Source organism: Corallococcus caeni, from assembly GCF_036245865.1.
Lineage (GTDB): Bacteria > Myxococcota > Myxococcia > Myxococcales > Myxococcaceae > Corallococcus > Corallococcus caeni.
The window spans coordinates 103,105-128,652 of the sequence record NZ_BTTW01000009.1; the positions used below are offsets into that span (position 1 = coordinate 103,105).

The following is a 25,548-nucleotide window of genomic DNA, read 5'->3' on the forward strand; positions in this document are numbered from 1 at the left end:
CGGGGCGCCCGGCTCCTTCCGTTCGTGGAAGGGCCGGGCGCTTTCGCTTACGGTGCCGGGCCGTGAGCCCTTCCAAGCCCGGCCGCAACGACCCGTGCCCCTGTGGCAGCGGGAAGAAGTACAAGGCCTGTCACGCCGCCGAGGACCGCGCGAAAGCCGCGACGCCTCCTGCCTCCGCCCCCGCCCACCCGCTGAAGCAGGACCTGGAGGGCGCCATGGCCCTGCTGGGTGACGCGGACGTGTCCCGCCTGTCGCAGGCGCTGGAGCACCTGGGCGTGCTGCTCGCGGGCGCGGGGCCCCAACCGGGGCTGCGGTACGACGACAAGGCCTTCAGCGACCACGTGGGCCAGGCGCTCGCGAAGCTGGCCGCGCAGGAGGGCCTGGACGCGATGGAGGCCCGCAACAGCCTGCGCGTGGGCGTGGTGCGCGAGCTGGGCACGCGGAGCTTCCAGGAGAAATTGGGCGCCGGGCTGCTCGCGCAGGCGGCCCGCGCCGGGCGCACGACGGAGGAGCGGCGGGCGCTGTGCGTGGGCGCGCTGCTGGCCACGGCGGCGAAGAAGACGGGCAAGGTGCGGCCGGAGGACAACCCGGTGCTGGACGTCGTCTTCGACGTGCAGTTCCGCGAGTGGAGCCAGAAGCACGCGGAGGTGGTGCGCAAGTACGAGTCCCTGGTCGCCAACATGGAGCCGGAGGCCCTCACGCCGGAGGCCGCGGAGGCCCTGCGGAAGGCGGAGGCGGGCGAGCTGGACGCGCTGGTGAAGCACGTGCAGGCGGACCCCGCGCTGGTGGAGCGCATCTCCCGTGAGGCGAAGGAGCGCGCGCAGCGGGTGGAGGCGAAGCTCAGGGACGCCGCCACGCCGTCCGTCTTCTCCCCGGAGGAGGAGCTGTGGCTCACCTGCGTGCTGTGGGAGCCCCTGCGCGCGATGAAGTCCCAGCCCAAGGACCCGGAGGGCCGGCGGCAGGTCATCGCCGGGCTCTTGCGCGCCGTGAAGGGCGCCGTGGATCCGGAGTTCCTCGAAGGGATGCTGGAGCGGATGCGCGCGGGGGCGAAGGACCCGGCGGCGGACGAGCCCACGCGCGAGTGGCTCACCGACGCGGCCATCGCCTTCGAGGCGGAGCCCGCGCGGCTGGTGCTGGCGGCGCTGCTCACCGCCCGGCAGGAGGCGCGGGGACGGAGCGCGGAGGAAATGGTCGCGCTCGCGGACCTGAAGGCCCTGCCCGCGTGGACGCCGGAGCAGCTGGAGCCCTACCGGCAGCTGCTGGAGAAGGAAGGCCGCGCGGAGGGCGCGGAGCGGATCCGCCGCGCGCAGGACTGGCTGCGCGAGCACCCCGTGCGGCTGGACGCGGAGGCCTGACGCTTCAGGGTCTCAGACGAACAGCGCCTTCGCGGTCTGCTGGAGGCGCTCCGTGCCCATGCGCATGAGCTGGCCCTTGAGGCCGGGCTGGCTCACGACGTGCCGCTCGAAGGCGGCGCGCTCCAGGCGCAGCACCACGCACGCCGTCTTCGTGCGCACCGTCGCGGACACGGGCTTGTCCAGGAGCAGGGAGATTTCGCCGAACACGTCCCCTTCGCGCAGCTCCGGCAGCAACACGATGCGGCCCGGCTGCTCCAGCGACAGCTGCACCTGGCCGCGCAAGAGCAGGTAGAAGGCGTCCCCCGGCTGCCCCTGCGTGAGGAGCACCTGGCCCGCGGGGATGACGCGCAGGTCGAACTCGCGCGACATGGCCTGCTTCAGCGCGGGCGGCAGGTTGGTGAACAGGGGGCTGGTGCGCAGCAGGTTGTCCACCAGCCGGCGCTGGTAGAAGGCCTGCACCGCCGCCTCCACCTCCGGGTGCGCCGCGCTGACGCGGGCCAGGGACTGGCGCTTGAACTCCAGCAGCACGGAGCGCTCGCGCACCTCCACGCTGGCGAGCCTGGGCCCCTCGGACACCAGCGCCACCTCGCCGAAGAAGTCCCCCGGCCCCAGCGTGGCGACGACCTGGCGCGCGTTGCCCTCCACCCGCCGCGCCACCTCCGCGCGGCCCTCCACCAGCGCGAACATGGAGTCGCCCGGCTGGCCCTCCTCCACCACGCGCTGGCCCGGCCAGAAGGCGCGCACCTCCAGCGCGTCCACGAGCGCCACGAAGGCCTCGCGCCCCACGCCGGAGAGGACGGGCACGCCCGCGTCCTTGCCGTCGGGGACCCAGGCGAAGGTCGGGGCCAGCGCGCCGGGCGGCAGGGCGAAGCGCTCCGCCAGGGTGCGCACCGTCTGGGCCCGCGAACCCCTCAGGCCTCGCGACAGCACCGCGGCGGCCACCGCGCGCAAGAGGCCCCCCGCGCGGGTCCAGGCGAGCGCCGCGTCGTCGTAGGCGCGGGCGGCCTCGGGGGTGCGCTCCAGCCACTCGAGCAGCTCCGCGACGCGCTGGTGGATCTCCGCGTCCTCCGGCTCCGCGCGCAGGGCGTCCCGGTAGCCGGCCAGCGCCGCTTCCAGCTTCCCCTCCGCGGCGAGCGTCGCCGCCTGGGCCTTCAACGACCGCGCGTGTGGGGAGTCCGCCATGCGGGCCTCTGTAACCCAGCCGCGCGGCGCACGCATCCGTTCGGAGGGCCCGGCGGGTGTCACCGAACACCACCCGGCGGGGTGTCCTGGTTCACACCCGGCGGCGGGGCCGCCCCGCTGTCAGCTGCTCAAATCCCGCACGCGCTCCGCCAGGCTCTGCGTGAAGAGGCGGTAGATGCGCAGGGCCGCGGCCTCGTGCGTCTCCAGGAAGTATTGGAAGTCCGTCCGCGTGACGCGCAGGGCCCGCACCACCGTGTGCGCGCGCACGTGCGCGGACACCGGACCGTCGAGGATGAGGGAAATCTCCCCCAGGAACGCGCCCGGCCCCAGCATGTTGAGCTGGCGCGCGTCCGGGCCCGGGCCGGTGGACACGCTCACCATGCCCTCCAGCAGCACCACCAGCCCCATCCCCTTGGCGCCCTTCTCCAGCACCGTCGTCCCCGCCGGCAGCAACATGGGCCGGGCCAGGCGGTAGAGGTCGCGCATGTCCTCCAAAGACAGACCATCGAAGATGGGAATGGCTTTCAGATAGCCATAGCCATCCACCACCGGCGGCGCCTTCTCCGCCGCGGCTGCGCCCTCCGGCGCCGACGCCAGCCCCAGCTGCTGGAGCAGCCGCGCCTGCTCCGCCTGGAGCAAGAGCAGCCCCGCCCCCGTCGCGTGCTTGATGCCGTCCGCCAGGAGCACCAGCGCGCGCCACGTCGCGCCCTCCGCGTCCAGCAGCTCGCACATGCGCAGCACCGCCTCCGGCCGCTGCGCGTCGTCCGCGGGCACCGCGCGCAGCATCTCCAGCTCCGCGTGGGCGTTGCCCAGCACCCGGAACACCTGCGCGGCCTCCATGGGCCGGTGCATGCGGCCCAAGAGGTGCGCCAGCGACTCGCGCGCGCCCAGCGCCTGGTACAGCGCCAGCGCCTGCTCCAGCGAACCGGCGCGCTCGAAGGCCGCCGCCGCGCGGGCCTGCTCTCCCACCCTCAGCCACGCCTCCGCCGCCAGGAGCGGCGCTCCGGCCTGTTCGTACAGCGGCGCCGCGCCCGCGTCGTCGCCATCCGCCTCCAGGAGCCGCGCCGCGCCCGCGAAGTCGCGCGCCTGCCGCAGCACCTCCACCAGCCGGGTGCGCGTGTCCGCGGGCACCGCCAGCGCCTCCTCCAGGACCCGCTCGCGCTGCCCCGCCCCCATCGCCTCGTAGGCCCGCACCGCCTCCCCCACCGCGCCCTTCAGCACCCGCGCCCACACCCCGCGCGTGACGCTGGAGCCAGGCCCCACGGCCACGTCGCCCGCCTTCGAATCGTCTGGAGTCACGGCCTTGTCGTTCCCCCCGGACACCCTGGCGGACCATGGACGTCCCCACCGGGGTCCGGGACCTTGATTCCGTAGCATCCTGAAACAGGGAAAGCCAGTCATCACGGGTAGATGGGGCGGGCCTTGGACACACTGTCCACTGCTCGGATTGCTTGCGTGGAACCTGAGAGGTTGGGGGTCGGATGAACCCTGCGCTTCAGGGTGGCTGTCTGGATTGAGAGGGATTCCCCATATTCCGGTCTCCCTTCCCCAAGGGACTCCTACCCAAGGTGTCTTCCCCATGACGACACGCCCCGCTGCCTTCCGTTGCCTCCCGGTCCTGGAGTCGTCCTACCTCCGCCGCGCGCGGGCCGCCGCCGCGCGCGCGGGCTGCCTGCTGCTGCTCGCGTCGGGAGCCGCTGGCGCCCAGGAGCCGGAGCCGCCCGAAGCCCCGGTGCGGGCCGAGGCCCCGGCCGCGAGCGCGGAAGGGGACGCGGCCCCGGCGGAGGACGCGGTGTGGGGCGAGGAGGCGCTGGTCCAGTCGGAGCTGCCGGCGTCGATGAAGGACGCGGCGCGGACGCTGGGGGAGGCGCCGGTGGTGGTGTGCTCGGGGTCGCTCCAGCAGGCCTACCGTCCGGGCCTGCTGCTCACCACGCCCCGGGACACCGTGCAGCGCGAGTCGCTCCAGTTCAGCGGCTGCCCCGTCAACGACGGCGTGGTGGTGGCGTCCGTGGGGCTGGAGACCCTGCACCTGAAGCGCGCGACGTGCATCGGCAACACGGGCGGGGCCTCTATCGCTACGGTGACGTGGTCCACCGGGGAGAGGTCCTCCGTGCGGTTGGACCACGTGGAGGTGCGTGCGGATGGCGCCATGCGGGTCTTCACGTCCGAGGGGACCATCGACGCCGGGCGTCACGCGGGCCACGGGGTGCGCCTGGTCACCGCCGTGCCCACCCTCACCACGCTGGCGGCCTGCGTCCAGCCGTCGGGACTCACGGCGAACGTGGGGGTCGCCACCCTCACCATCCTGGACCGGCCGGGCTCCGAGCCGGAGTCGGAGCCGGAGTCGGAGCGGGAGCGGGAGCCGTGACGGGAGCCGGGAGCGCGCGGTTGCTCCGCTGCTGAGCAGGCCATCCGCGCCGCTATCCAGGCGCGGTCCGGGCGTTATCGTGGGGGGGCCATGAGGCCTGCCCCGGAGCGCCGGATGCGAATGCCACGAGTCACGGGGGGTTGGAGGGGGGCGGCGGTGGCCGGCCTCCTGGGGTCCGGCGCGGCCTGGGCGCACGCGGGCCTGCCGGAGACGTCCAACGTCACGCTGCGCAAGGGCCACCCCGAGGACTACTTCGTCGGCGCCACGTTCGGCGCGGTCATCTCGCGCGACAGTGGGCGGACGTGGCGCTGGGTGTGTCCGGATGCCATGGGGTATGGCGGCTGGCGCCCGGAGTCCTTCGTCTGGCGCGAGTCGGGGGAGCTGCTGGCGGCCACCGGCAACGCGCTGCTGTCCTCGAAGGATGGCGCGTGTTCGTGGGCGTCGCACCCGGCGTTCAAGGACACGTGGGTGACGGGGCTCGCCGTGCACCCCACGGATGACGCGGTGCTGTACGTGACCACGGGCCGATCCACGTCGGCGACGAACGGGGTGTTCCGTTCGGAGGACGGCGGGCAGACGTGGCGGCCCTTGTCGCTCCAGCGCGCCGGCGTCCTCTTCTCCTCCGTGCGCGTGTCCACCGCGGAGCCGCGCACGCTCTACGTGTCCGCGTCGGACACGGCGCACATGTACCTGTTCCGCAGCGACGACGCGGGCGAGACGTGGGAGGAGCTGCCCCAGACCTTCCCGGACCTGGTGCGCCCGTTCGACTTCGTGGTGACGGCCACGGATCCGACGCAGGCGCACGGCGTCTGGGCGCGCGTGTCCGCGCAGGGCGCCACGCACATCCTCCACAGCACGGACGGGGGACGCACCTTCGTCGCGCGCTCGGGGGCGGGCATCGATGACGTCTTCGTCAACATGGACGTCTCCGCCGACGGCGGCACCGCGTGGGTGGCCACGTACAACGCCTTCTTCCGCAGCCAGCAGGGCGGCGCCTTCTCCAAGCTGACGCTGCCCACCGGCAACGCGTGCGTGACGCGCGTGGGGGACGTCCTCTACGGCTGCGGCTCGCCGTGGCTCCATGACTGGTCGCTGGCGCGCAGCAGCGACGAGGGCACCACCTGGGAGCCCCTCTTCAGCCTGGAGCAGATTCAAGGCAGCCATCAGTGCCCGGTGGGAACGCCCGTGCGGGAGCTGTGCCCGTCACGCTGGCCACAGGTCGCGGAGACGATTGGCGCGCCCCTCTACCCGGACGGCGTGCCGGACGCGGGCGTGCCGGATGCGGGCGTGCAGCCCGTGGAAGACGCGGGCACGCCCTCTGCCCCGAAGCCTTCCTCCGGTTGCGCCGCCGCGCCCGCGAGTACGCTGCTTCCCCTGTTCCTCCTTCCCCTGTTGCGTCGCGGCCGGCGGCGCGAGGACCCATGCCCATGAAGCCGATGAAGACGTCCCTGCCGTGGAGCATCACCGCCGTCGCGCTGCTCGCCCTGAGCGCCTGCAACGGCGACGACGACACCGACGCCACGGCGTGCGACGAGCCGCTGTACGCGGGCGGCGCCACGGATGAGGCCTGGCGCACGCTGGTGGATGCGCGGAACCAGCCCCAGGACAGCTCGCGCGCGGTGACGCTCGTGTCGCCCGGGTCCGGGCAGTCGTACTTCACGGACCAGGCCGCGCCGCTGTGGCAGTGGACGTCCCCGCTGCGCGCGTCGCGGGAGCGACCCGGCCGCATGGTGCCCTCGCTGGAGGGCCACCCGCGCGAGTCGAAGCGCTCCGTCCTCGCGTGGCTGGGGAACTGGGTGCTGCCCACCGCCGAGGCCCACCTGCCGCCGTACACGGGCGACCTGTACTGGGTGAAGGTCTACGCGCAGGGGAGCGAGTGCCCCATCGCGCAGGTGTTGACGACCGAATTGCAGTGGCAACTGGATGACGGCTCCTGGCGGACGGTGAAGGACGCGGCGGGCAAGGCGTTGTCGGTGCAGGTGGAGAGCGCGTACCTGGTGCAGAACCGCATCACGGAGGGGCCCTACACGCTGGGGACGCCGGTGCCCTTCTCGATGGGGATGGCCAGGTGAGGCGCCGCGCGAGGCTCGGCGTCTGGCTTTGCGCGCTGGCGCTCGCCGCGTGCAACGACGGCGCGCTCCGGGCGGAGGGCACGCTGGAGGTGCCCGCGCTGACGTACGCGGATGCGGACCCGTGGACGCGGGGAGGCTCGGCGGTGCCGCCTCCGGGGCCTTCCGGGCGGCTGCTGGTGACGAACAGCCTGGATGACTCCGTGAGCCTGCTGGACATGGACGGGCTGGGCACGCCGGGCTGGGGCGAGCTGGCGCGCGTGCCGGTGGGGCTCAACCCGGTGGAACTGGAGGGGCCGCACCACACGGCGGTGTCCCCTGCTGGGGACTTCTATTACGTGGGCATCTCCAACTACGTGCCCGGCGGCGGCTCCGGTCCGCACGGCGCGCACGGCACGGGCACGGCGGACGGCTACTGCCTGAAGCTGAGCGCGAAGGACAACCGGCTGGTGGCGTCCGCGCGCGTGGACCGCAACCCCGGGGACGTCATCGTCAGCGCGGATGGGCGCACGCTGTACCAGACGCACTTCGACCTCTTGCGCATCGCGGACGTGGCGCGGCAGGGCGGGCCGGAGGAGGACATGGTCGCGCGCCTGGCCATCCTCGACGCGGAGACGATGACGGTGAAGGCGCGGGTGAAGGTGTGCCCCGCGCCGCACGCGGTGCGCCTGTCCGCGGACGAGCGCACGGCGTACGTGGCCTGCTGGTCGGACGAGGTCGCGGTGGTGGACCTGGCGGCGGAGGGCATGCCGGTGACGCGCGTGAAGGTGGCGTCAGGCTCCGGCACGGCGACGAACCCGCGCCACCAGCCGTACGCGCTGACGGTGTCGCCCACGACGGGAGACGTGTGGGTCAGCTCGCTGGCGAGCAAGCAGGTGCAGGTGCTGGAGCCCGGGACGCGCACGATGAACCCGGAGCGCACGGTGTACCTGCGCGGCGCGCCCATGTTCGGCGCGTTCACGCGGGACGGGCGCACGCTGTACCTGCCCTATCAGCAGGAGGACGCGGTGGCGGTCATCGACGCGGCGACGTCCACGGTGTCGCGCACGCTGCCGCTGTCGCAGGCGGGCTGTGTCAACGTGCACCAGTTCATGCTGACCCCGGACGAGCGCCACGGGCTCGCGGTCTGCGAGGGGGACCACATCGGCCCGGGCACGTTGCACGTGGTGGACCTGGCGGAGGGCACGGTGGTGTCCACGGTGCAGATGGGCCTCTTCCCGGACTCGGTGAGCCTGCTGCGGGGGCAGCCGTGATGCGGGGCCTGCGTGGGGGTGTGGCGGCGCTGCTCGTGGGCGTGCTGGCCGGGTGCGGCGGAGAGGTGGAGCCCCGGGCCGCGGCGGACTTCGGGGAGGCGCTGTTCCAGGACGCGCGGTTGTCGGAGAGCACGTTCAACCGCTTCTCGTGCGCGACGTGCCACGTGACGACGCCGGAGGCGCCGGCGGGGCGCATCGACTCCGGCCATTCGCTCTACAACGTGGCGGCGCGGCCCAGCTGGTGGGGCGGCTACGAGACGCACCTGCTGGACGCGGTGAACTTCTGCTACGTGAACTTCATGCGCGGGGTGACGAAGCTGGAGGCGGAGGATCCGCGCTCCCGCGCGCTGTACGAGTACCTGTCGCGGATCAGCCCGGACGCGCGGGCGCCCGCGCTGCCGTTCACGGTGGTGAAGGACATCCAGGACGTGCCCCGGGGGGACATCGCGCGAGGAGAAGCGGTGTACCGGGCGGCGTGCCAGAGCTGCCACGGCGCGACGCACACCGGTGAGGGACGGCTGACGGAGCTGGCGTCGCTGCTGCCGGAGGTGACGCAGGACTACGACCGGCTCTTCCCGGGCATCCCGCACGCGCAGGTCGTCATCGAGAAGGTGCGGCACGGGCAGTTCTTCGGCGTGGGAGGCAACATGCCGCCCTACGGCACGGAGGCCCTGTCCGACGCGGACCTGGGCGCGCTGCTCACGTACCTGGGGTTGTAGCCGTCCGGCCGCAGCTCCCTGACAGGTGAACGGGCAAGGAGGGAGGCGTCAGGCTCCCCGCCCCTGCCCATGCGCTCCGGGCCGCCTCACCTCTAAAGCCACTCATGGCTTCGTCGGGTTCACAGGAGCGGGGCCCTTCCGCGGAAGGGCGCACGTCCATGAGGGGCACGGCTGCCTCGTCCCTGGCCAGGTTGCTGGACACCGACCGCGAAGCGCTCGTCGGGGAGTGGGTCGCCCGCGTGACGCCCCTGTTCTCCACCCTGCGCCTGTCACGCGAGCAGATCATCGATGCCCTGCCCGCCTTCCTCGATGAGCTGCACGCCGCGCTCGTGCACGCGGAGGAGGAGCCCGACAGCGGCCCGCTCCACCACAGCGAGGCCGCCGAGGCCCATGGCCGCCAGCGCCTGCGGCTGGGCGCCGACGTGACCCTGGTCACGCGAGAATACGCCCTCCTGCGCGACTGCATCCTCGCGCGGGCCGAGCGCGCGGACGTGGACGTGCCGCTGTCGCAGGTGCGCGTGCTCTGCGCCTCCATCGACGAGGCGATGGCCCTGGCCTCGCTCCCCTTCGCGTCCGACAGCGCCGAGCGCCACCACGCGGAGGCCGAGGAGCGCGAGCGCTTCTTCCAGCTGTCCCCGGACATGTTCAGCATCGCGGGCATGGACGGGTACTTCAAGCGCGTGAACGAGCACTTCGTCCACGTGCTCGGGTGGACCCAGACGGAGCTCTACCAGCGCCCCTTCATGGAGCTCGTCCACCCCGACGACCAGGAGGCCACCCGCGCGGAGCTGCGCAAGCTCTCCCAGGGCATCCCCAGCCTGCGCTTCGAGAACCGCTTCCGCGCCCGCGACGGCCACTACCGGTGGCTCGCGTGGGCCTCGCGCCCCGTGCCCGCGCTGGGCCTCATCTACGCCGCCGCGCGCGACATCACCGAACAGAAGGCCGTCGCCCACGAGCGCGAGCGCCTGCTGGAGGCCGTGCGCGACAGCGAGGCCCGCTTCCGCAACATGGCGGACCACGCCCCCGTCATGCTCTGGGTGACGGACACGCAGGGCGCCACGACCTACATGAACCGGGGCTGGTATGCCTTCACCGGCCAGACGGAGGCCACGGGGCTGGGCTTCGGCTGGCTCGACGCCATCCACCCCGACGACCTGGAGCGCACGCGGCGGACCTTCCTGGACTCCAGCCTCGCCCGGCGGCCCTTCCGGCTGGACTACCGGCTGCGCGGCGCGGACGGCCAGTACCACTGGTCCGTGGACACCGGCTCGCCCCGCTTCGACACGGAGGGGCAGTTCCTGGGCTACATCGGCAGCGTCATCGATATCAGCGACCGCAAGCAGGCGGAGATGGAGCGCGAGGCCCTGCTCTCCCGTGAGAGCGCCGCGCGCAAGGAGGCGGAGGAGGCCAACCAGCTCAAGGACGAGTTCCTCGCCACCGTCAGCCATGAGCTGCGCACGCCGCTCACGGCCATCCTCGGCTGGGTGCAGCTCTTGCGCACCGGCCACCTGCCCGAGTCCCGCCGCGAGCGCGCGCTGGAGACCATGGAGCGCAACGCGCGCGCGCAGGGCCAGCTCATCGAGGACCTGCTCGACGTCAGCCGCATCGTGTCCGGCAAGCTCAAGCTGGACGTGGCGCCGGTGGACCTGTCCATGGTGGTGCGGCAGGCGATGGAGTCCGTGCGGCCCGCGGCGGACGCGCGCGGCATCCAGGTGCGGGCCACGGTGGACACCTCCAGCAGCGTCATGGGTGACACGCACCGGCTCCAGCAGGTGGTGTGGAACCTGCTGTCCAACGCGGTGAAGTTCACGCCCCGGGGCGGCGACGTGAGGCTGGTGGTGGCGCGGCGCAACTCCTCCGTGGAGCTCACCGTGGAGGACAGCGGCCAGGGCATCCCCGAAGCCTTCCTGCCCCACGTCTTCGAGCGCTTCCGCCAGGCCGACAGCGGCACCACGCGCAAGACGGGCGGGCTGGGGCTGGGGCTGTCCATCGTGCGGCACATCGTGGAGATGCACGGCGGCACCGTCTCCGCCGCCAGCGAGGGAGAAGGCCGGGGCGCCACCTTCACGGTGCGCCTGCCCGTGTCCGTCACGCAGCCGCGCGACCCGGCCATGCCGCCCTTGCCACGGCCTCCGGTGCCCGGCCGGGCGCCCATGCCCCCTCCGGAGCTGGGCGGCGTGAAGGTGCTCGTGGTGGACGACGAGGAGGACGCGCGCGAGCTGTTGCGCACGCTCCTGGAGGACAGCGGAGCGCACGTGGCGACGGCGGGCTCCGCGGCGGAGGGGCTCCAGGTGCTCCAGGTGGAGCACCCGGACGTGCTCGTCTCCGACATCGGCATGCCGGGCACGGATGGCTATGGCTTCATCAAGCAGGTGCGCGCGCTGCCGGATGAAAAGGGAGGCCGCACCCCGGCGGTGGCCATCACCGCCTACGCCCGCTCCGAGGACCGCACCCGCGTGCTGCGCGCCGGCTTCCAGAGCCACGTGCCCAAGCCCGTGGAGCCCGGGGAACTGCTCGCCGTGCTCGCGTCGCTCGCGGGCCGGTACCAGCCGCTCCCCAAGGCGTGACGGCCGATCACCCCCGCGCGCCACGTAGGACGCCGGACACGGCGGGCCGCATCCTCCTGGCCAGCGGGCGGGGGCAGGGCTTACCTTCCCGGCATGCGTCCGCCGCCCGGACAACTGGCGATGTTCGACGCCCCGGCGCCCGGGAGTGCCGCGGCGCGCTCGCTGCCCTCGCGCGAGGACGCGCTGCCCCGGGCCGCGGAGCTCGCCCGGCGCGTCTCCGCCCTCCTGGGCCTCCCCGTCCACCTGCGCCTCACCGACAACCGCGCCACCCTGGTGAGCTACCGCCGCCTCGCGGATGGCGTGCGCCTGCGCCTGCACCACCTCTTCCTGGAGGCTCCGGACTCCGTGGTGCGCGCCCTGGCCCTCTACGTGGCCGGCGACACCGCCGCCCGCGAGGTGCTGGAGGCCTTCAGCCACGCCCACCACGGCCAGGTGCGCCGTGAACGCAGGCCCGGCGCCCCCCTGCGCACGCGCGGCCGGTGCTTCGACCTCAAGGCCGTCCACGCCCGGCTCGACGCGACGTACTTCGACGGACGCGTGCACGGCGTGGAGGTGGGCTGGGCCCGCCGCCCCGCCCGCCGCACCCGCCGCACCATCCACCTGGGCGGCTACGACGCGCGCCTGCGCGAGGTGCGCGTCCACCCCGCGCTGGACCGGCCCACCGTGCCCGCCTTCGTCGTGGACTTCATCGTCTTCCACGCCCTGCTGCACGCGGACCTCGCCGCCGCCAATTCCGTCCATGAAGCGGGCCCTGAAGCGGGCCAGGACGCGGGCCAGGACCTCCACGACGCCGCCGGCCGCTGCGCCGCGGCACACACCCCCGCCTTCCTCGCCCGCGAGGCCGCCTTCCCCCTGCGCGAAGCCGCCTGGCGCTGGCTCCTGGAAAACCTGTCATCACTGCGACGCGGGTGACCGTCCGTCCCGTCGGCTGACATGTTTCAGACATGTCGACACCGCCGTGACACACCCACCCCGCCCCACCGGGAAGGTGGTGGTCAGCGGGGGGCGCGCACTGCATGCTGTCCCCTCGATGCGCTTTTTCAGCGTGGAAGAGGCCAGCCGGCTGGTGCCGTTGCTGACGAAGACCTTCGGGCGCGTGCGCCCCTGGGTGGAGCGCGTGCAGAAGCTGGCGGAGGTGCTGGACGCCCCCGAGGCCCCGCCCGACACCGCGGAGACCCGCGCCTTTCGCGAGGAGCGCGAGCAGCTGCTGGAGCGCATCCGCGGCGAGCTGGGCCCGCTCCAGGAGATGGGCCTGGAGATCAAGGGCGCGGACGGCCTGGTGGACTTCCACGCGCGGCGCGGCGAGGAGCCCGTCTACCTCTGCTGGCGCTACGGCGAGGACGCCGTGGCGCACTGGCACGACCTGAAGGCGGGCTTCTCCGGCCGCCGCCCCATCGACAGCCCGGACGACTTCGAGCCCACCTACCTCAGCTGACGCGGACGGCTCACGTCCCCAGGCTCTGGTGCAGCAGGCCCAGCTTGTTGCGCGCGGACAAGAGCTGCTGGCGCAGCGACTCCGCCTGCCGGCCGATGTCCGCGAACCTCGCCTCCTCCGCCGCGGTGGACAGCGTCGCCGCCTCGTCCGCCACCTCCGCCATGCGCGCCTGGAGCGACGTGAAGACCTCCGTGAGCCGCGCGTCCTCCTCCGCCGTGCGCGTGGCCTGCTGGCGCAGCGACGCGAACTCCTGCATGCGCCCGTTGAGGTCCGCCGCGCTCTGCCCCAGCGCCCCGTAGCGCGTGAGCAGGTCCTTGAACACCTCCGTGCGCTGCTGCAGCTCCTGCGCGCGCACGTTGACCGCGTCCGCCTGCGCCTGCTGCCGGTTGCGCACCCCGGTGATGGCCTGCACCAGCGCGCCCACGCGCATGCGCAAGGCGTCGTCCAGGTCCGCCAGGTCCTTGAGCGTCTTCGACGCGCGCTCCAGCTGCTTCTCCGACGTCAGGGGGGCCTCCTTGAGCTGCTCCGACAGCGCCTCGAAGCGCAGCAGCTCGGAGTCGAGCGCCTGGGCGGCGGAGACCAGTTCGGAGGCAGGGGGCGTGTCACGCTTGCTCATGGGGCCGGGAGGATGCCACGCCGCCCGCCCCTCCCCGACGGCCGCCTGCCTGCCTCGGGAGCCTGTGCTCGGGGGCGGACAGTGCGGCTCGCGGCCCTCGCCAATGGGACGGGGCGTCTCCAGTTTTCCGTGACACGTCGCGTCCGGAGGTCTGAAGCCATGCCCGTGGATTTCTCCATCACCGTGCTCGTCACTGGCGCCACCGGCCAGCAGGGCGGTGCCGTCCTCCGCAAGCTCGCCGACCGGGGGCATCACGTGGTGGCGCTGGTGCGGGACGTGGACGCCCCCGTGGCCCGCGCCCTGCGCAGGCCCGGCGTCACCCTGGCCCAGGGGGACTTCGACGACCCCGTCTCCCTGGAGAGCGCCATGCGCGGCGTGGACGCCGTCTACGCCATGGCCACGCCCTTCGGGGCCGGCGGCGTGGACGCGGAGGTCCAGCACGGCAAGAACTTGGCGGACGCGGCGAAGCGCTCCAACGTGCGGCACTTCGTCTACTCCTCCGTGGCGGGCGCGTCCGAGCTGACCGGCATCCCGCACTTCGACAGCAAGCACGCCGTGGAGCTGTACCTGAAGCGGCGGGACATGCCCTTCACCATCCTGGCCCCCACCTTCTTCATGGAGAACCTCCTCCACCCGCCCACGCGCGACCTGCTGGCGGAGGGGAGGCTGGCGCTGGGACTGCCCGCGACGCGCGGGCTCCAGATGGTGGCGGTGGAGGACCTGGCCGGCCTGGCCATGTACGTGCTGGGGGATCCGGAGCGCTTCATCGGCGAGCGCATCGAGGTCGCCTCCGACGAGGTGACGGGCCAGCAGGCCGCCGCGCTGCTCTCCATGGTGGGCGGCCACCGCATCCACTACGAACAGATTCCCCTCGCTCAGCTCCAGCAGCAGAGCGAGGACCTGGCCGCCATGTTCGAGTGGCTGGACCGCGTGGGCTACCACGCGGACATCCTCACCCTGCGCAACAACTACCTGGGCGTGGGCTGGCAGAACTTCGAGACCTGGGCGCGCCACCAGGACTGGGGCTTCGTGAAGGCACCCTCCTGGCCCGCCGCCGCCGCGGAGCCGGTGACGCCCCAGCCCTGAGGGCCCCGGCCGCCCGTCCGCACTCCGGGAGGGAGCGCGAGGCATGTCGTCCCCTGAACGCCGCGCTCCCTAGCTTCAACGCGAGGAGGCATGCGATGCGGGGAGCACTGGGACTGGGGGCGCTGGCGCTGAGCCTGATGGCGGGCTGCGCGGCGGAGACGAAGCTGCGGCCCACGCCGGAGGCGGGGATCCTCCAGAACGGCAAGAGCAGCGCCATCACGGAACAGGAGGGCGTGCGGCTGACGGCGGACGGCTCGGCGTGGAGGGGTTCGCCGTCCGACCTGGAGCGCCGCGTCACCCCCGTCTACGTCCGGCTGGAGAACCAGGGACAACACCCGCTGCGCATCCAGTACCCGGACTTCTCGCTGGTGGGGAAGGAGTCCCGCTTCCGCTACAGCGCCCTGCCACCTCTGTCGCTGCGGGGGACCGTGTCCTCCCGCGACGCGGAGGCGCCCCCGCGCTACAGCCCGGCCCTGGCCACCCGGGGCGGCCTGTGGGTGGGCGGCGGCTACCCCTACAGGCCGTGGGGCTGGGGACCGGGGTGGTACGGCGGCCCCTGGGGCAGCCCCTTCTACTCCCCCTATTACTACCCGCCGTACTACGAGCAGCCGCTGCCCACCGAGGACATGCTCAACAACGCGCTGCCGGAGGGCACGCTGGAGCCCGGCGGCACGCAGGAGGGCTTCCTCTACTTCCAGGGCGTGGCCCGCCGCGAGAACGCGGTGACGCTCCAGGTGAAGCTGGTGGACGCCCAGACGGGGGAGCCGTTCGGTTCGCTCAGCATCCCCTTCCAGGTGAGCACGAAGTAGCTAGTGCAGCAGCGTGCTGGGCGGCGCGTAGGGAGAGCGCCCCCCGTCGTGCGCCAGGTCGAGCAGCCGCGCGTCCTCCGGCTCCCCCAGCGCGCGCCGCAGGTCCGCGCCCCGCAGGGGCAGGCCCATGAGCGGCCCCAGGAGGCACAGGTCCAGCGCGCCGGCCAGCAGCGGAACCAGGCCCGTCAGCGCCACCAGCGCGCCCCGGGGCGTGCCGGAGCCCAGTCCGCCCAGGACCATGCCCGTGCCCGCCAGAATCCGAAGCCACCGTCCGTTGCGCGACGCGATGAAGCCGACCATGAACACCTCCCCACGCCGAAGATGAACACGCGGCGGGAGGCGACCACGGCCGGTGTCCACCCGGCGACCCTCACCGCCCGGGGCCTGTCCGCCCGCTCGCCGCCCGGGGGGCCAGCGGGGGGACGCCCGCGCGGGCATACTGCGGCGCCGTGAGCGAAACGGAAGCGAAGGCGCCGGTGGACGCGGGCCTGCGTGCGGCCCTGGCCGCGTGGCGGGAGGCCGTGGGCGACGCGCACGTCGTCGTGGACCCCGAGGCGCTGGAGGCCGCGCAGACGGCCACCTTCGCCACCACCCAGCGCATCCCCGCCATCGTGCGGCCCGCGGACACCGCCCAGGTGCAGGCGTGCCTGCGCATCGCGAGCGCGCACCGCGTGCCGGTGTACCCGGTGAGCGCCGGCCGCAACTGGGGCTACGGCTCGCGCGTGCCCCCCGGCGACGGCAGCGTGCTGCTGGACCTGGGGCGCATGAACCGCGTCCTCGCGCACGACGAACAGCTCGCGTACCTCACCGTGGAGCCGGGCGTGACGTTCCGCCAGGCCGCCGCGTACCTGCGCGAGCGCCAGTCCTCCAACTTCATCACCACCATCGGCGGCTCGCCGGACGCGAGCCTCGTGGGCAACGCGCTGGAGCGCGGCGACGGGCGCGGCCCCAACGCGGACATCTTCCAGCACGTCTGCGCGCTGGAGGTCGTCCTGCCCACGGGGGAGCGCATCGAGACGGGCCACGCGCGCTTCCCCGGCTCGCGCGCCGCGCCCGTCTTCCGCTGGGGCCTGGGCCCGGTGCTGGACGGGCTGTTCAGCCAGTCGTCCTTCGGCGTGGTGACGCGGATGACGTTCTGGCTGGCGCGCAAGCAGCCCTGGCTGCGCGAGTTCGTCTGCGCCGTGAACGACGACGCGCAGCTCTGGGACATGGTGGACCGGCTCCAGGCGCTGGCCCTGGACGGCACGCTCAAGGGCAGCTTCTTCTTCTGGAACGACATCAAGGCCTTCAGCGTCACCCAGCAGTACCCCTACGCCGCCGTGGGCCGCACGCCCCTGCCGGACTGGGCCCGCGAGAAGTTCCGCGAGGGCTTCGGCCGCTGGGCCATCAGCGGCACCCTCACCGCCCCGGACGCGGAGTTCGGAGCGCTGCTGGAGAAGCGGCTCGCGCGGGCCCTGGAGGGCGCCTTCCGCCCGCTGTCCTTCGGGCCGGAGGTCCTGGACGGCGACGGCGGCTTCCAGGGCGTCCCCTCCGAGGCCAACCTCGCCATGACCTACTGGCGCAAGCGCACGCCCCAGCCCGAAGACCCGAACCCGGACCGGGACCGCTGCGGCTTCATCTGGTGCTGCGTCGCCGTCCCCTTCACCGGACAGGAGGCGAAGCGCGCCACGGACATCGCCGACCGCGTCCCCCGCCTCTTCGGCTTCGAGCCCAACCTGGCCCTCCTCGCCTTCTCCCCGCGCTGCCTCTACCTCATCACCGCGCTCGCCTATGACCGCGACGCGAAGGGCGAGGACGCCCGCGCCCAGGCCTGCTACCGCGCCCTCACCCGCGAGTTGGCGGACGCCGGGTACCACCTGACCCGAGCCGGACTCCAGGCACAGGGCGCCACACCGCCCGTGCGGGACGACTCCCCGGAGGTGCGGCGGCGGCTGAAGGCGGCGCTGGACCCCGAGGGAATCCTGGCTCCCGGGAGATCCGAGTCCTGAGGGGCGGCGCGGATCATCGAAGAAAAAGAGGAGCGGAAACTTTCTGGGGAGCGCCGCCGATAAAGTCTCAAGTCACAAGATTCCCCCACCGCGCCTCGCGCCGCCGGAGCCCGCTTCCATGTCCATCGAGACCAACCGCTACCGCCCCGTGTTCCGGAACACCACGACGACGCCCCCGGAGCACGGCAAGCTGGTGCGGAAGGAGGTCCAGGCGCACAAGGAAGGCCGGGCCCAGGGCGAGGCGACCATCGACCTGAACCGCGGCGTGCAGGGCAACCGCGTCAGCACCAGCAACCAGGCGAACCCCAACACCACCGCGGACATCCACAAGCAGCTGGAGACCAGCCGCTTCGAGAAGACGGTGGCGCAGGGCGAGTGGAACAAGAGCTGGACCGCGGCCTCCGGCTCGCACACCTCCGGTGACGTGAACGGCAACTTCCACAACACGGTGGAAGGCCAGGTGCTGACGGCGGACGTGGCGGCGCAGGGCAACGTCTCCATCGACCCGCTGCACGGCAAGATTGGCGCGCAGGGCTCCGTGGACGCGCGCGCCGACCTGGTGCGCGGCTCCGTGGAAGGCCACGCGGACAGCGCGCTGGGCCGCTCCGAGTGGGGCGCGGAGGGCAACGTGGGCGCCGAGGCGACCGCCACGGGCCAGGTGGTGCTGGACCCGCTGCACGGCCAGGCCGCGGCCTCCGTGCACGGTGAGGCCTTCGCCGGCGCCCGCGCCAGCGCGGAGGTCAGCCAGGAGATTGGCCCCGCGACCGTCACGGCCGGCGCGGAGGCGTTCGCCGGCATCGGCGTGGAGTTCGAGGCCAACGTCGGCCTGAAGGACGGCAAGCTGTCCGCCAACTTCGACGTGGGCGCGGCGCTGGGCATCGGCGCCAGCCTGGAGTTCGGCTTCTCCGTGGACGTGGGCAAGATTGGCGACGCGGCGAAGCACGCCGTCGAGGGCGTGGGCAACGCGGTGCAGAACGTCGGCGAGGGCATCAAGAACGTCGGCGAGGGCATCAAGAACGTGATGAAGCACTGGTAGTCCCAGCGCCCTTCGCACCCGACGCTCCCTCCAGGGCCTCGTCCATCCGGGCGGGGCCCTTCCTTTTTCCCCGTTGCTCGACAGCCCCCGCCCCCTGGGGGACACTTTCCATCATGAACTCTCTGGAAACCCTTCTCGCGCAGGGCCAGGTGGCCCAGGCGAAGGCCGAGGCCGAGAAGCTCCTCGCGAAGAACCCCAACCACCGCGACGCGCTGGTGGTGATGGCCAAGCTGGCGCTGGTGGAGAACAAGGTCCCCCAGGCCGAAGCGCTGCTCGCCAAGGCGGAGGCCCAGGGCGCCACGGGGGAGACCGGCCTCGTGCGCGCGAACATCGCCGCCCAGAAGGGCCAGCTCGACGCCGCCCTCAAGGCCTACCAGGGCGTGCTCGCGCTGGAGCCCAACCGCCCGGAGGCGCACTTCGGCAAGGGCATGATGCTGATCAAGCAGGACAAGGCGCCCCAGGCGCTGGAGGCCCTGTCCCAGGCCGCGAAGCTCGCGCCCCAGAACCCGGTGTTCCGCTACCGGCTGGGCCAGGTGCAGCTGGAGGCGGGCAAGACGGACGCCGGCCTCGCCACGCTGCGCGAGGTCCTCACGCTGGCGCCGCGCTTCGTGCCCGCGTACCTGAGCCTGTCGCACGCGCTGTCCTCCCAGGAGAAGCTGGTGGAGGCGCGCAAGGTGCTGGAGCAGGGCCTCAAGGCGGTGCCCAACCAGCCGCGCCTGCTCGCGTCCGTGACGGTGCTGTCCATGGCGCTGCGCGACCTGCGCACGTCCTACCAGGCGGCCTCCACGCTCGCGGCCCAGCGCCCCAAGGACGCGGACGCCCAGGCGAACCTCGCGCAGCTGATGCTGGCGCGCGGTCAGATAGAACAGGCCCGGCACCTGTGCCAGACCATGGCGTCGCTGGGCGTCGCCAGCGAGTCGCTGAAGATGGCGGAGGCCACCTGCTTCGAGGCGCTGGAGCCGCCCGCGTACGACAAGGCCATCACCGCGTACGAGCAGGGCATGGGCCTGGCGCCGGACGGCTGGCGCGCGGCGAACAACCTGGGCCAGCTGCTGCTGCGCGTCCCCGCGGAGCCGGCGAACGCGAACCTGCCGCGCGCGGTGACGGTGCTGGAGGAGGCCGTGCGCCGCGCCCCGGACCGCCCGGAGCCGCTGCTCAACCTGGCGCTCGCGCAGGCGCGCCTGGGCCAGGAGGCGAAGGCGAAGGAGCTGGTGCAGAAGGTGCTCGCCATGCCGCTGGCGGAGGACACCGACCTGCATGAGGAGGCCGTGCGCCTCTCCCAGGCGCTGTCCAAGGCCTGAAGCCCCCCCGGACACCACCGGCCGGACGTGTCCCGCGCTACGCGTTGAAGTCGAGCGTGGGCACGTCCTCGTCGCCGGACGCCGCCTGGTACACGTGCCAGGCGGTGGCCAGGTCCTGGAAGGGCAGGCCCACCCCGGCGAACACCGTCACCTGCTCCTCTGACGTGCGCCCGGGCTTGAGGCCCGCGAGGACCTCGCCCAGCTCCGCGTGGATGGCGCTCTCCGTGAGCCCCACCGCGCCCGCCGCGCCGGTGGACACGGTGAGCGCGCGGTGGTCACAGATGAACAGCGCTTGCTCCAGCAGGTCCTGGGACAGCTCCGCCTTGCCCGGCTCGTCCGCGCCCAGCGCGGTGATGTGCGTGCCCGGCTTCACCATGCCCGCGTGCAGGAAGGGCTGGTGGCTCCACGTCGCCGTCACGATGATGTCCGCGTCCGCCACGGCGTCCGCCACGGACGTCTCCACGTGCACGGGCAGGCTCAGCTCCTGGTACATGCGCTGCGCGTAGGCGTTCGCGTGCGCGATGTTCGTGTCGTAGACGCGCACCTGGCTGAGTGTGCGCACCAGCCGCAGCTGCTTGAGCTGGAGCACACCCTGCTGGCCGGCGCCAATCACCGCCACGCGCGTCGCGTCCGGCCGGGCCAGCACGTCCGCGGCCAGCGCGCCCACCACGCCGGTGCGCACGGCGGTGAGGTGGCCGGAGTCCATCACCGCGAGCAGCCCTCCCGTCACGAGGTCGTGCAGGTGCACCACGCCCTGGATGGCGGGCTTCTGCCCGGGGAACTTCGCGTGCACCTTCACGGTGTACGCGGGGATGCCGGGCACGCAGCCGGGGAAGAGCACCAGCGCGGTGCCCTCCGCGTGCAGCGGCGCGCGCACGCGCTGCGGGGCCACCGTGCGGGCCAGGACGTCGGTGCGGAAGGCCTCGCGCAGGTCGTCCAGCAGGAGGAGTGCCTGGATGTTGCGGGCCACGGCGGAGCGATTGAGCAGGAGGGTGCGCATGCTTTGCCGGCCACCCTACCCGAGCGCCCGCGTGCCCTGGGGGGTGAACATCCCCGGAGGCGGCCGAGCGCACGAAGGTGAACGGCGCGCCGGGCGGTGCGTCCGGAGGGCCGCGGCGGAGGCCCGCGGCCGAGGGCTCGTGGAAGAGGCCTTCGCCAGACGAAGGGGCGAAGCGCGGCGGGGCCACCGTGCGCAGACTTTGCGCGAGGGGCGGCGCGGCCGGGCGATGGCCTGGGGAGACTGGCGATGCAGGAGCCGGATTCACACTCCGTGGACGAGCATGCGCGTGGCGGGCCCCGCCCGTCCGCGGCGGAGTTCCTGCGCGCGAACCACGACGCGCTGCTGGCGGACTGGCAGCAGGCGGTGCTCGAGCACCTGGGCGACAAGGTGCCCGCCAGCCCGCCCTGGCTCATCGACCACCTGCCGGAGCTGCTCACCACGCTGGCGGACGCGATGGAGCTGGGGCCGGAGGCGCTGGACGAACGCCTGGAGGCGGCGCACGCCGCGGCCCGCCTGGACGCGGGCTTCAACCTGGGCGAGGTGGCGCGGGAGTACGCCCTGCTGCGCCGCTGCATCCTCCACCGCCTGGAGGCACAGGAGCGGATGCTCCGGCCCGGCGACCTCACGCGGCTGGAGGAGACGCTCGACCGGGTGGTCACCCGGACGATGACGTACTTCTGGGAGATGAAGCAGCGCATCCTCCAGACGCTGGACCGCATGGCCGAGGCGACGCTGGACGACCCGGACATGGAGACGCTCCTGGAGCGCCTGCTCACCCGGCTGATGGAGTCCGCGCTCGCCGTGAACACGGCCGCGGTGATGCTGCTGGAAGGCGACGCGCTGGTGGTGCGCGCCGCGGTGGGCCTGGGCACGGACGAGGTGAAGGGCCGGCGCGTGCCGGTGGGGCGCGGCGTCACCGGCCAGGCGGCGCTGGAGCGGCGGCCCTTCTTCGTCCGCTCGGCCGCCACGGACCCGCGTGTCCTCTTCGAACCGCTGCGCAGCGCGGGGCTGCGCGCGCTGTACGGCCTGCCGCTCATGGACGGCGAGCGGCTGCTGGGCATGGCGTACATGGGCTCGCGCACGGCCTTCGCCTTCTCCGACGCGGACGTGCTGCTCTTCCACTCCGTGGCGGAGCGGGCCGCCGCGCACATCGCGCAGGCGGAGCTGCACGCGCGCGAACACGAGGCGCGACAGGAGGCCGAGCGGTCGCTGGCGCTGCTGGACTCGCTGCTGGAGGCGGCGCCCGTGGGCATCGCGTTCCTGGACCACGACCTGCGCTACCTGCGCATCAACGGCACGTTGGCGCGCCTCAACAGCAACCCCGTGGAGGCACACCGGGGCCGCACCCTGCGGGAGATGGTCCGCACCCACTCCGCGGACTCCATCGAGCGCTCGCTGCGCCAGGTGCTGGAGACCGGGCAGCCCGTGCAGGACGTGCTCCTCGAAGGGCCGGATCCGGTGCGGGGCCGCGAGGGCATCTGGCGCGCGGACTACTTCCCGGTGCGCACCCCGGACGGCGTGCTGCTCGGCGTGGGCTCCACGGTGGTGGACATCACCGACCACAAGCGCGCGGAGGCCGCGCTCCAGCAGGCCATCGACTTCCGCGAGGAGCTCATCGCCGTCCTGGGCCACGACCTGCGCAACCCCCTGCACGCGGTGAACGCGTCGGCCTTCATGCTGGGCAAGGCCCCGGACCTGGACACCCCCGCGCGCCGCTCCGTGGACCGCATCCGCAAGGCCACGGCGCGGATGACGCGGATGATCAACGACATCCTCGACTTCGCGCGCAGCCGCCTGGGCGGAGGCATCCCGGTGACGCGCCAGCGCGTGAACATGGTGGAGCTGTGCCAGGGCGTCCTGGACGAATTGCAGGTGGTGTACCCGGAGCGGCCCCTCACGCTGGAGGTGCACGGGGACGACCTGTGGGGGAACTGGGATCCGGACCGGGTGACGCAGGTGCTGGGCAACCTGGTGGTGAACGCGCTGCAACACGCGAGGAACGACACGCCCGTCCTCACCACGCTCACCAGCGAGGTGATGGACGTGGTGATGCGCGTGAGCAACGAGGGCGACCCCATCCCCGAGGAGCTGCTGCCGCACCTGTTCGACCCGTTCAAGGGGTCGCGCCTGCCGCAGCAGGGCACCAAGCACCGCAGCCTGGGCCTGGGGCTCTACATCGTCAGTGAGATCGTCCAGGTGCACCAGGGCAGCGTCCGCGTGGAGACCGCTCCGGACCAGGGCACCGCCTTCACGGTGCGCTGGCCCCGCGTCCCGCCGCCGAAGGGCTACCTGCCGCCATGACCTGGTGCCCTGGTGTCACGGCGCGGCCTTCGCCTCGGAGGCGGGCGCGATGGCGAGCGTGTGCACGGCCTCCGCGAGCATGCGCGTGCTCAGGTCCAGCGTCTCCAGCGCGATGGACTCGTCCGGCGCGTGGCCGGTGTAGGGCTCCTTGGGGAACGCGGGCCCGAAGTCCACGGCGCGGGGGAACAGCCGCGCGTAGGTGCCGCCCCGGATGGAGCCGGGCACCGCGTCCGGTTCCTTGCGCTGCCGCTGGTAGATGCCCATCAGCGTCTTCACCAGCGGGCCGGACGTGTCCGCCACGTGCGGGTCGCCCAGGTAGCGGCCGGAGCCCTCCTTCACCTGGCCGCCGGAGTCCTCGCCCACGCGCTTCGCGGCGGCGTCCAGCGCGGCGTTGAACGCGGCCGCGTCCTGGCCCTGCGGCCTGCGCATGTTGACGCCCAGGGACACGCTGCCGTCCTTCACGCGCAGCACGGTGGGCGCCACGAGCAGCGGCCCCATCAGCGTGTCCTCGTACTTCAAGCCCAGCTTGTCGCCGTGGTGGTCGCCGTCGAAGCGCTTCGCCACCACGCGCAGCAGCGCCGCGATGCCGTTGTCCTCCAATGACAGACGCGCGGCCACGGCGGACAGGTCCCAGAGCGCGTTGTGCCCCTCGTCCGCGGTGGACGAGTGCACCGCCACGCCGTGCGTGGTGAGCACCACGGTGCCGCCCTCGCGCTTCGCCTCCGCCTTCAGGTCCTTGCGCGAGGGGGCTTCGGCGGCGATGGCGGCCTTCACGGCGGCGAGCACCGCCTCCGGCGTCTGGCCCTTCACGGGCGCGAGCTTCAGCGTGGCGGTGCCGGGCACCTGGGTGAGGAACTCGCCCGCGCTCACGTCCACGGCGCGCGCGACGGTGCCTTCCTTCGGCGTCGCGAGCGCGGTGCCCACGGGCGCCTCCAGCGTCCACGCGACGAAGCCGGACTGCGCGGCCATGACCGGGTAGCCGGAGTCCACGGAGATGACGTGCGTGGGCTTGGGCTGCGTGGTCGCGTACTTCTGCATGCCGGACCAGTCGCTCTCCTCGCCGTTGCCGATGATGATCAGCACCTTGCCCTGGGGCTTGAGGCCCAGGTCCTTGGCCATGGCCAGCGCGACGAGCCCGGAGGCGATGGGGCCCTTGTCGTCCTCCACGCCGCGGCCGTACAGGCGGCCCTTCTCCACCACCGGCTTGAAGGGCGCGCGCTTCCACTCGTGGGCGGGCGCGGGCACGACGTCGCCGTGGAACACCAGGCCCAGCAGCGGCTCGCCCTCGCCCCAGGACACTTCGAAGACGTCGTTCTCGCCCACGGTGCGGAAGCCGAAGCCGTGCTGCTTCGCCCAGGCCTCCAGGGAGCGGCCCATGGCGGCCACCTCCGGGTTCTTCGCGGCGGGGGACTCGCTGCTCACCGTCTTGAAGCGGACGAGCGTCTGCGTGAGGGCCACCACGTCCTCCAGCGCACAGGCCTGGACGTAGGCGGCGTAACGCTCCGCGGCGGAGGCGCCCTTAAGGGCGGTGTCGGAGAAGCGGGCGGCGCGGGCGGCGGGCTTGCCGGCGCAGCGGGGGTCCTTGGCGGCGAGGGCGGCGGCGGGCGCCAGGAGGCAGAGGGCGGCGAGGAGGCGGGTGCGCATGGGAGACCTGGGAAACCGTCGGGCGGACGGAGCATTCCTGGTGGGACGGTGGGCAGGTGTGCGGCCGTGCGCCAGGCGTGAAAATGGGGACGGTGGAGGCTAAAGCTAGAGCATGTTCTTCACGTCCCCGAAGAAGTTGAGGCTCCCCACTCCCCAGGAGGCGCTGCCGGGCCGTCCGCAGGAGATGCCGGTTCCGCAGAAGCACACCGTGCTGGGCACCCCGCTGAAGGGTCCGGTGCCGGAAGGCTTTGAGACAGCCGTCTTCGGCATGGGCTGCTTCTGGGGCGTCGAGCGCAAGTTCTGGCAGGTGCCGGGCGTGTACTCCACCGCGGTGGGCTACGCGGGCGGGCTGACGCCGAACCCCACGTATGAAGAGGTCTGCTCGGGCCTCACCGGCCACAACGAAGTGGTGCGCGTGGTGTACGACCCGAAGAAGGTCACGTACGCGCAGCTCCTGAAGGTCTTCTGGGAGAACCACGACCCGACGCAGGGCATGCGTCAGGGCAACGACGCGGGCACCCAGTACCGCTCCGGCATCTACTACGCGAACGACGCGCAGAAGCGCGCCGCGGAGGAGACGCGCCAGACGTACCAGGCCGCGCTCAACGCGAAGGGCCTGGGCGACATCACCACGGAGCTCCTCCCGGCGCCGGACTTCTATTACGCCGAGGACTACCACCAGCAGTACCTGCAGAAGAACCCGGGCGGCTACTGCGGCGTCGGCGGCACCGGCGTGAGCTGCCCCATCGGCGTGGGCGTCAGCGCCTGAGCTTGAGTTGAGCGGCGGGGCCCGCTGTCTTCCAGACACGGGCCCCGCAT

General features: G+C 72.9%; 22 protein-coding genes. 16 read left to right on the plus strand and 6 right to left on the minus strand.

The window, feature by feature from the left end; all coding sequences use genetic code 11:
• Positions 1-62: 62 nt before the first annotated feature.
• Positions 63-1,355, plus strand: a complete 1,293-nt coding sequence (locus AABA78_RS31615; RefSeq protein WP_338268907.1) for a YecA family protein — start codon at positions 63-65, stop codon at positions 1,353-1,355.
• 12 nt (positions 1,356-1,367) lie between these two features.
• Here AABA78_RS31615 and AABA78_RS31620 read toward each other — a convergent pair whose 3' ends face one another.
• Positions 1,368-2,537, minus strand: a complete 1,170-nt coding sequence (locus AABA78_RS31620) for a cyclic nucleotide-binding domain-containing protein (protein ID WP_338268908.1) — start codon at positions 2,535-2,537, stop codon at positions 1,368-1,370.
• Positions 2,538-2,657: 120 nt separating this feature from the next.
• Positions 2,658-3,836, minus strand: coding sequence for a cyclic nucleotide-binding domain-containing protein (locus tag AABA78_RS31625; RefSeq protein WP_338268910.1), 1,179 nt, complete (start codon positions 3,834-3,836; stop codon positions 2,658-2,660).
• 280 nt (positions 3,837-4,116) lie between these two features.
• On the opposite strand from AABA78_RS31625, the gene AABA78_RS31630 reads away from it, so the two are divergent.
• The 8 genes from AABA78_RS31630 to AABA78_RS31665 all read left to right on the plus strand — a co-directional run bounded on the left by AABA78_RS31630 (position 4,117) and on the right by AABA78_RS31665 (position 12,948).
• Positions 4,117-4,905, plus strand: coding sequence for a hypothetical protein (locus AABA78_RS31630; RefSeq protein WP_338268912.1), 789 nt, complete (start codon positions 4,117-4,119; stop codon positions 4,903-4,905).
• Between the two features lie 156 nt (positions 4,906-5,061).
• On the plus strand, positions 5,062-6,336 hold the full coding sequence (locus AABA78_RS31635) for a WD40/YVTN/BNR-like repeat-containing protein (protein WP_338268914.1): 1,275 nt from the start codon (positions 5,062-5,064) through the stop codon (positions 6,334-6,336).
• Positions 6,333-6,977, plus strand: coding sequence for a hypothetical protein (locus AABA78_RS31640; RefSeq protein WP_338268916.1), 645 nt, complete (start codon positions 6,333-6,335; stop codon positions 6,975-6,977). The genes AABA78_RS31635 and AABA78_RS31640 overlap by 4 nt, the downstream gene beginning before the upstream one ends.
• The gene (locus tag AABA78_RS31645; protein WP_338268918.1) at positions 6,974-8,227 is read left to right on the plus strand and encodes a YncE family protein; all 1,254 of its coding nucleotides are present in this window, start codon (positions 6,974-6,976) and stop codon (positions 8,225-8,227) included. Before AABA78_RS31640 ends, AABA78_RS31645 begins: the two co-directional genes overlap by 4 nt.
• Positions 8,227-8,946, plus strand: coding sequence for a c-type cytochrome (locus AABA78_RS31650; protein WP_338268920.1), 720 nt, complete (start codon positions 8,227-8,229; stop codon positions 8,944-8,946). The genes AABA78_RS31645 and AABA78_RS31650 overlap by 1 nt, the downstream gene beginning before the upstream one ends.
• Positions 8,947-9,104: 158 nt before the next feature.
• Positions 9,105-11,513 carry a hybrid sensor histidine kinase/response regulator gene (locus AABA78_RS31655; RefSeq protein ID WP_338268923.1) on the plus strand — a complete coding sequence of 803 codons (2,409 nt, stop codon included), beginning with the start codon at positions 9,105-9,107 and terminating at the stop codon, positions 11,511-11,513.
• A gap of 93 nt (positions 11,514-11,606) precedes the next feature.
• On the plus strand, positions 11,607-12,425 hold the full coding sequence (locus AABA78_RS31660; protein WP_338268925.1) for a hypothetical protein: 819 nt from the start codon (positions 11,607-11,609) through the stop codon (positions 12,423-12,425).
• 118 nt (positions 12,426-12,543) lie between these two features.
• Entirely contained in the window at positions 12,544-12,948 is a 405-nt protein-coding gene (locus AABA78_RS31665) for a DUF2203 domain-containing protein (protein ID WP_171419080.1), read from the plus strand.
• Positions 12,949-12,958: 10 nt separating this feature from the next.
• On the opposite strand, the gene AABA78_RS31670 is transcribed toward AABA78_RS31665, so the two are convergent.
• Positions 12,959-13,564: a hypothetical protein gene (locus AABA78_RS31670; RefSeq protein WP_338268927.1), complete on the minus strand. Its 606-nt coding sequence runs from the start codon at positions 13,562-13,564 to the stop codon at positions 12,959-12,961.
• Between the two features lie 159 nt (positions 13,565-13,723).
• Between AABA78_RS31670 and AABA78_RS31675 the strand changes: the two genes are divergently transcribed.
• Entirely contained in the window at positions 13,724-14,650 is a 927-nt protein-coding gene (locus AABA78_RS31675; RefSeq protein ID WP_338268929.1) for an NmrA/HSCARG family protein, read from the plus strand.
• A gap of 95 nt (positions 14,651-14,745) precedes the next feature.
• Entirely contained in the window at positions 14,746-15,459 is a 714-nt protein-coding gene (locus AABA78_RS31680; protein WP_338268931.1) for a hypothetical protein, read from the plus strand.
• Here AABA78_RS31680 and AABA78_RS31685 read toward each other — a convergent pair whose 3' ends face one another.
• The gene (locus tag AABA78_RS31685; RefSeq protein WP_338268933.1) at positions 15,460-15,759 is read right to left on the minus strand and encodes a hypothetical protein; all 300 of its coding nucleotides are present in this window, start codon (positions 15,757-15,759) and stop codon (positions 15,460-15,462) included.
• A gap of 149 nt (positions 15,760-15,908) precedes the next feature.
• Here AABA78_RS31685 and AABA78_RS31690 point away from each other — a divergent pair, with 149 nt between their 5' ends.
• From AABA78_RS31690 to AABA78_RS31700, 3 genes are all read left to right on the plus strand, one after another.
• Positions 15,909-17,447, plus strand: coding sequence for an FAD-binding oxidoreductase (locus AABA78_RS31690; RefSeq protein WP_338268935.1), 1,539 nt, complete (start codon positions 15,909-15,911; stop codon positions 17,445-17,447).
• 118 nt (positions 17,448-17,565) lie between these two features.
• The gene (locus AABA78_RS31695; RefSeq protein WP_171419092.1) at positions 17,566-18,483 is read left to right on the plus strand and encodes a hypothetical protein; all 918 of its coding nucleotides are present in this window, start codon (positions 17,566-17,568) and stop codon (positions 18,481-18,483) included.
• Positions 18,484-18,596: 113 nt separating this feature from the next.
• Positions 18,597-19,784: a tetratricopeptide repeat protein gene (locus tag AABA78_RS31700; protein ID WP_338268936.1), complete on the plus strand. Its 1,188-nt coding sequence runs from the start codon at positions 18,597-18,599 to the stop codon at positions 19,782-19,784.
• Between the two features lie 37 nt (positions 19,785-19,821).
• Here AABA78_RS31700 and AABA78_RS31705 read toward each other — a convergent pair whose 3' ends face one another.
• Entirely contained in the window at positions 19,822-20,784 is a 963-nt protein-coding gene (locus tag AABA78_RS31705) for an ornithine cyclodeaminase family protein (RefSeq protein WP_338268938.1), read from the minus strand.
• A gap of 270 nt (positions 20,785-21,054) precedes the next feature.
• Between AABA78_RS31705 and AABA78_RS31710 the strand changes: the two genes are divergently transcribed.
• The gene (locus tag AABA78_RS31710) at positions 21,055-23,085 is read left to right on the plus strand and encodes an ATP-binding protein (protein WP_338268940.1); all 2,031 of its coding nucleotides are present in this window, start codon (positions 21,055-21,057) and stop codon (positions 23,083-23,085) included.
• Between the two features lie 15 nt (positions 23,086-23,100).
• Here AABA78_RS31710 and AABA78_RS31715 read toward each other — a convergent pair whose 3' ends face one another.
• Positions 23,101-24,729 carry a Sapep family Mn(2+)-dependent dipeptidase gene (locus AABA78_RS31715; RefSeq protein ID WP_338268942.1) on the minus strand — a complete coding sequence of 543 codons (1,629 nt, stop codon included), beginning with the start codon at positions 24,727-24,729 and terminating at the stop codon, positions 23,101-23,103.
• Between the two features lie 112 nt (positions 24,730-24,841).
• Here AABA78_RS31715 and msrA point away from each other — a divergent pair, with 112 nt between their 5' ends.
• A complete protein-coding gene (msrA, locus tag AABA78_RS31720) occupies positions 24,842-25,498 on the plus strand; it encodes a peptide-methionine (S)-S-oxide reductase MsrA (protein ID WP_338268944.1) in 657 nt (218 codons plus the stop codon).
• The last annotated feature ends 50 nt before the right edge of the window (positions 25,499-25,548 follow it).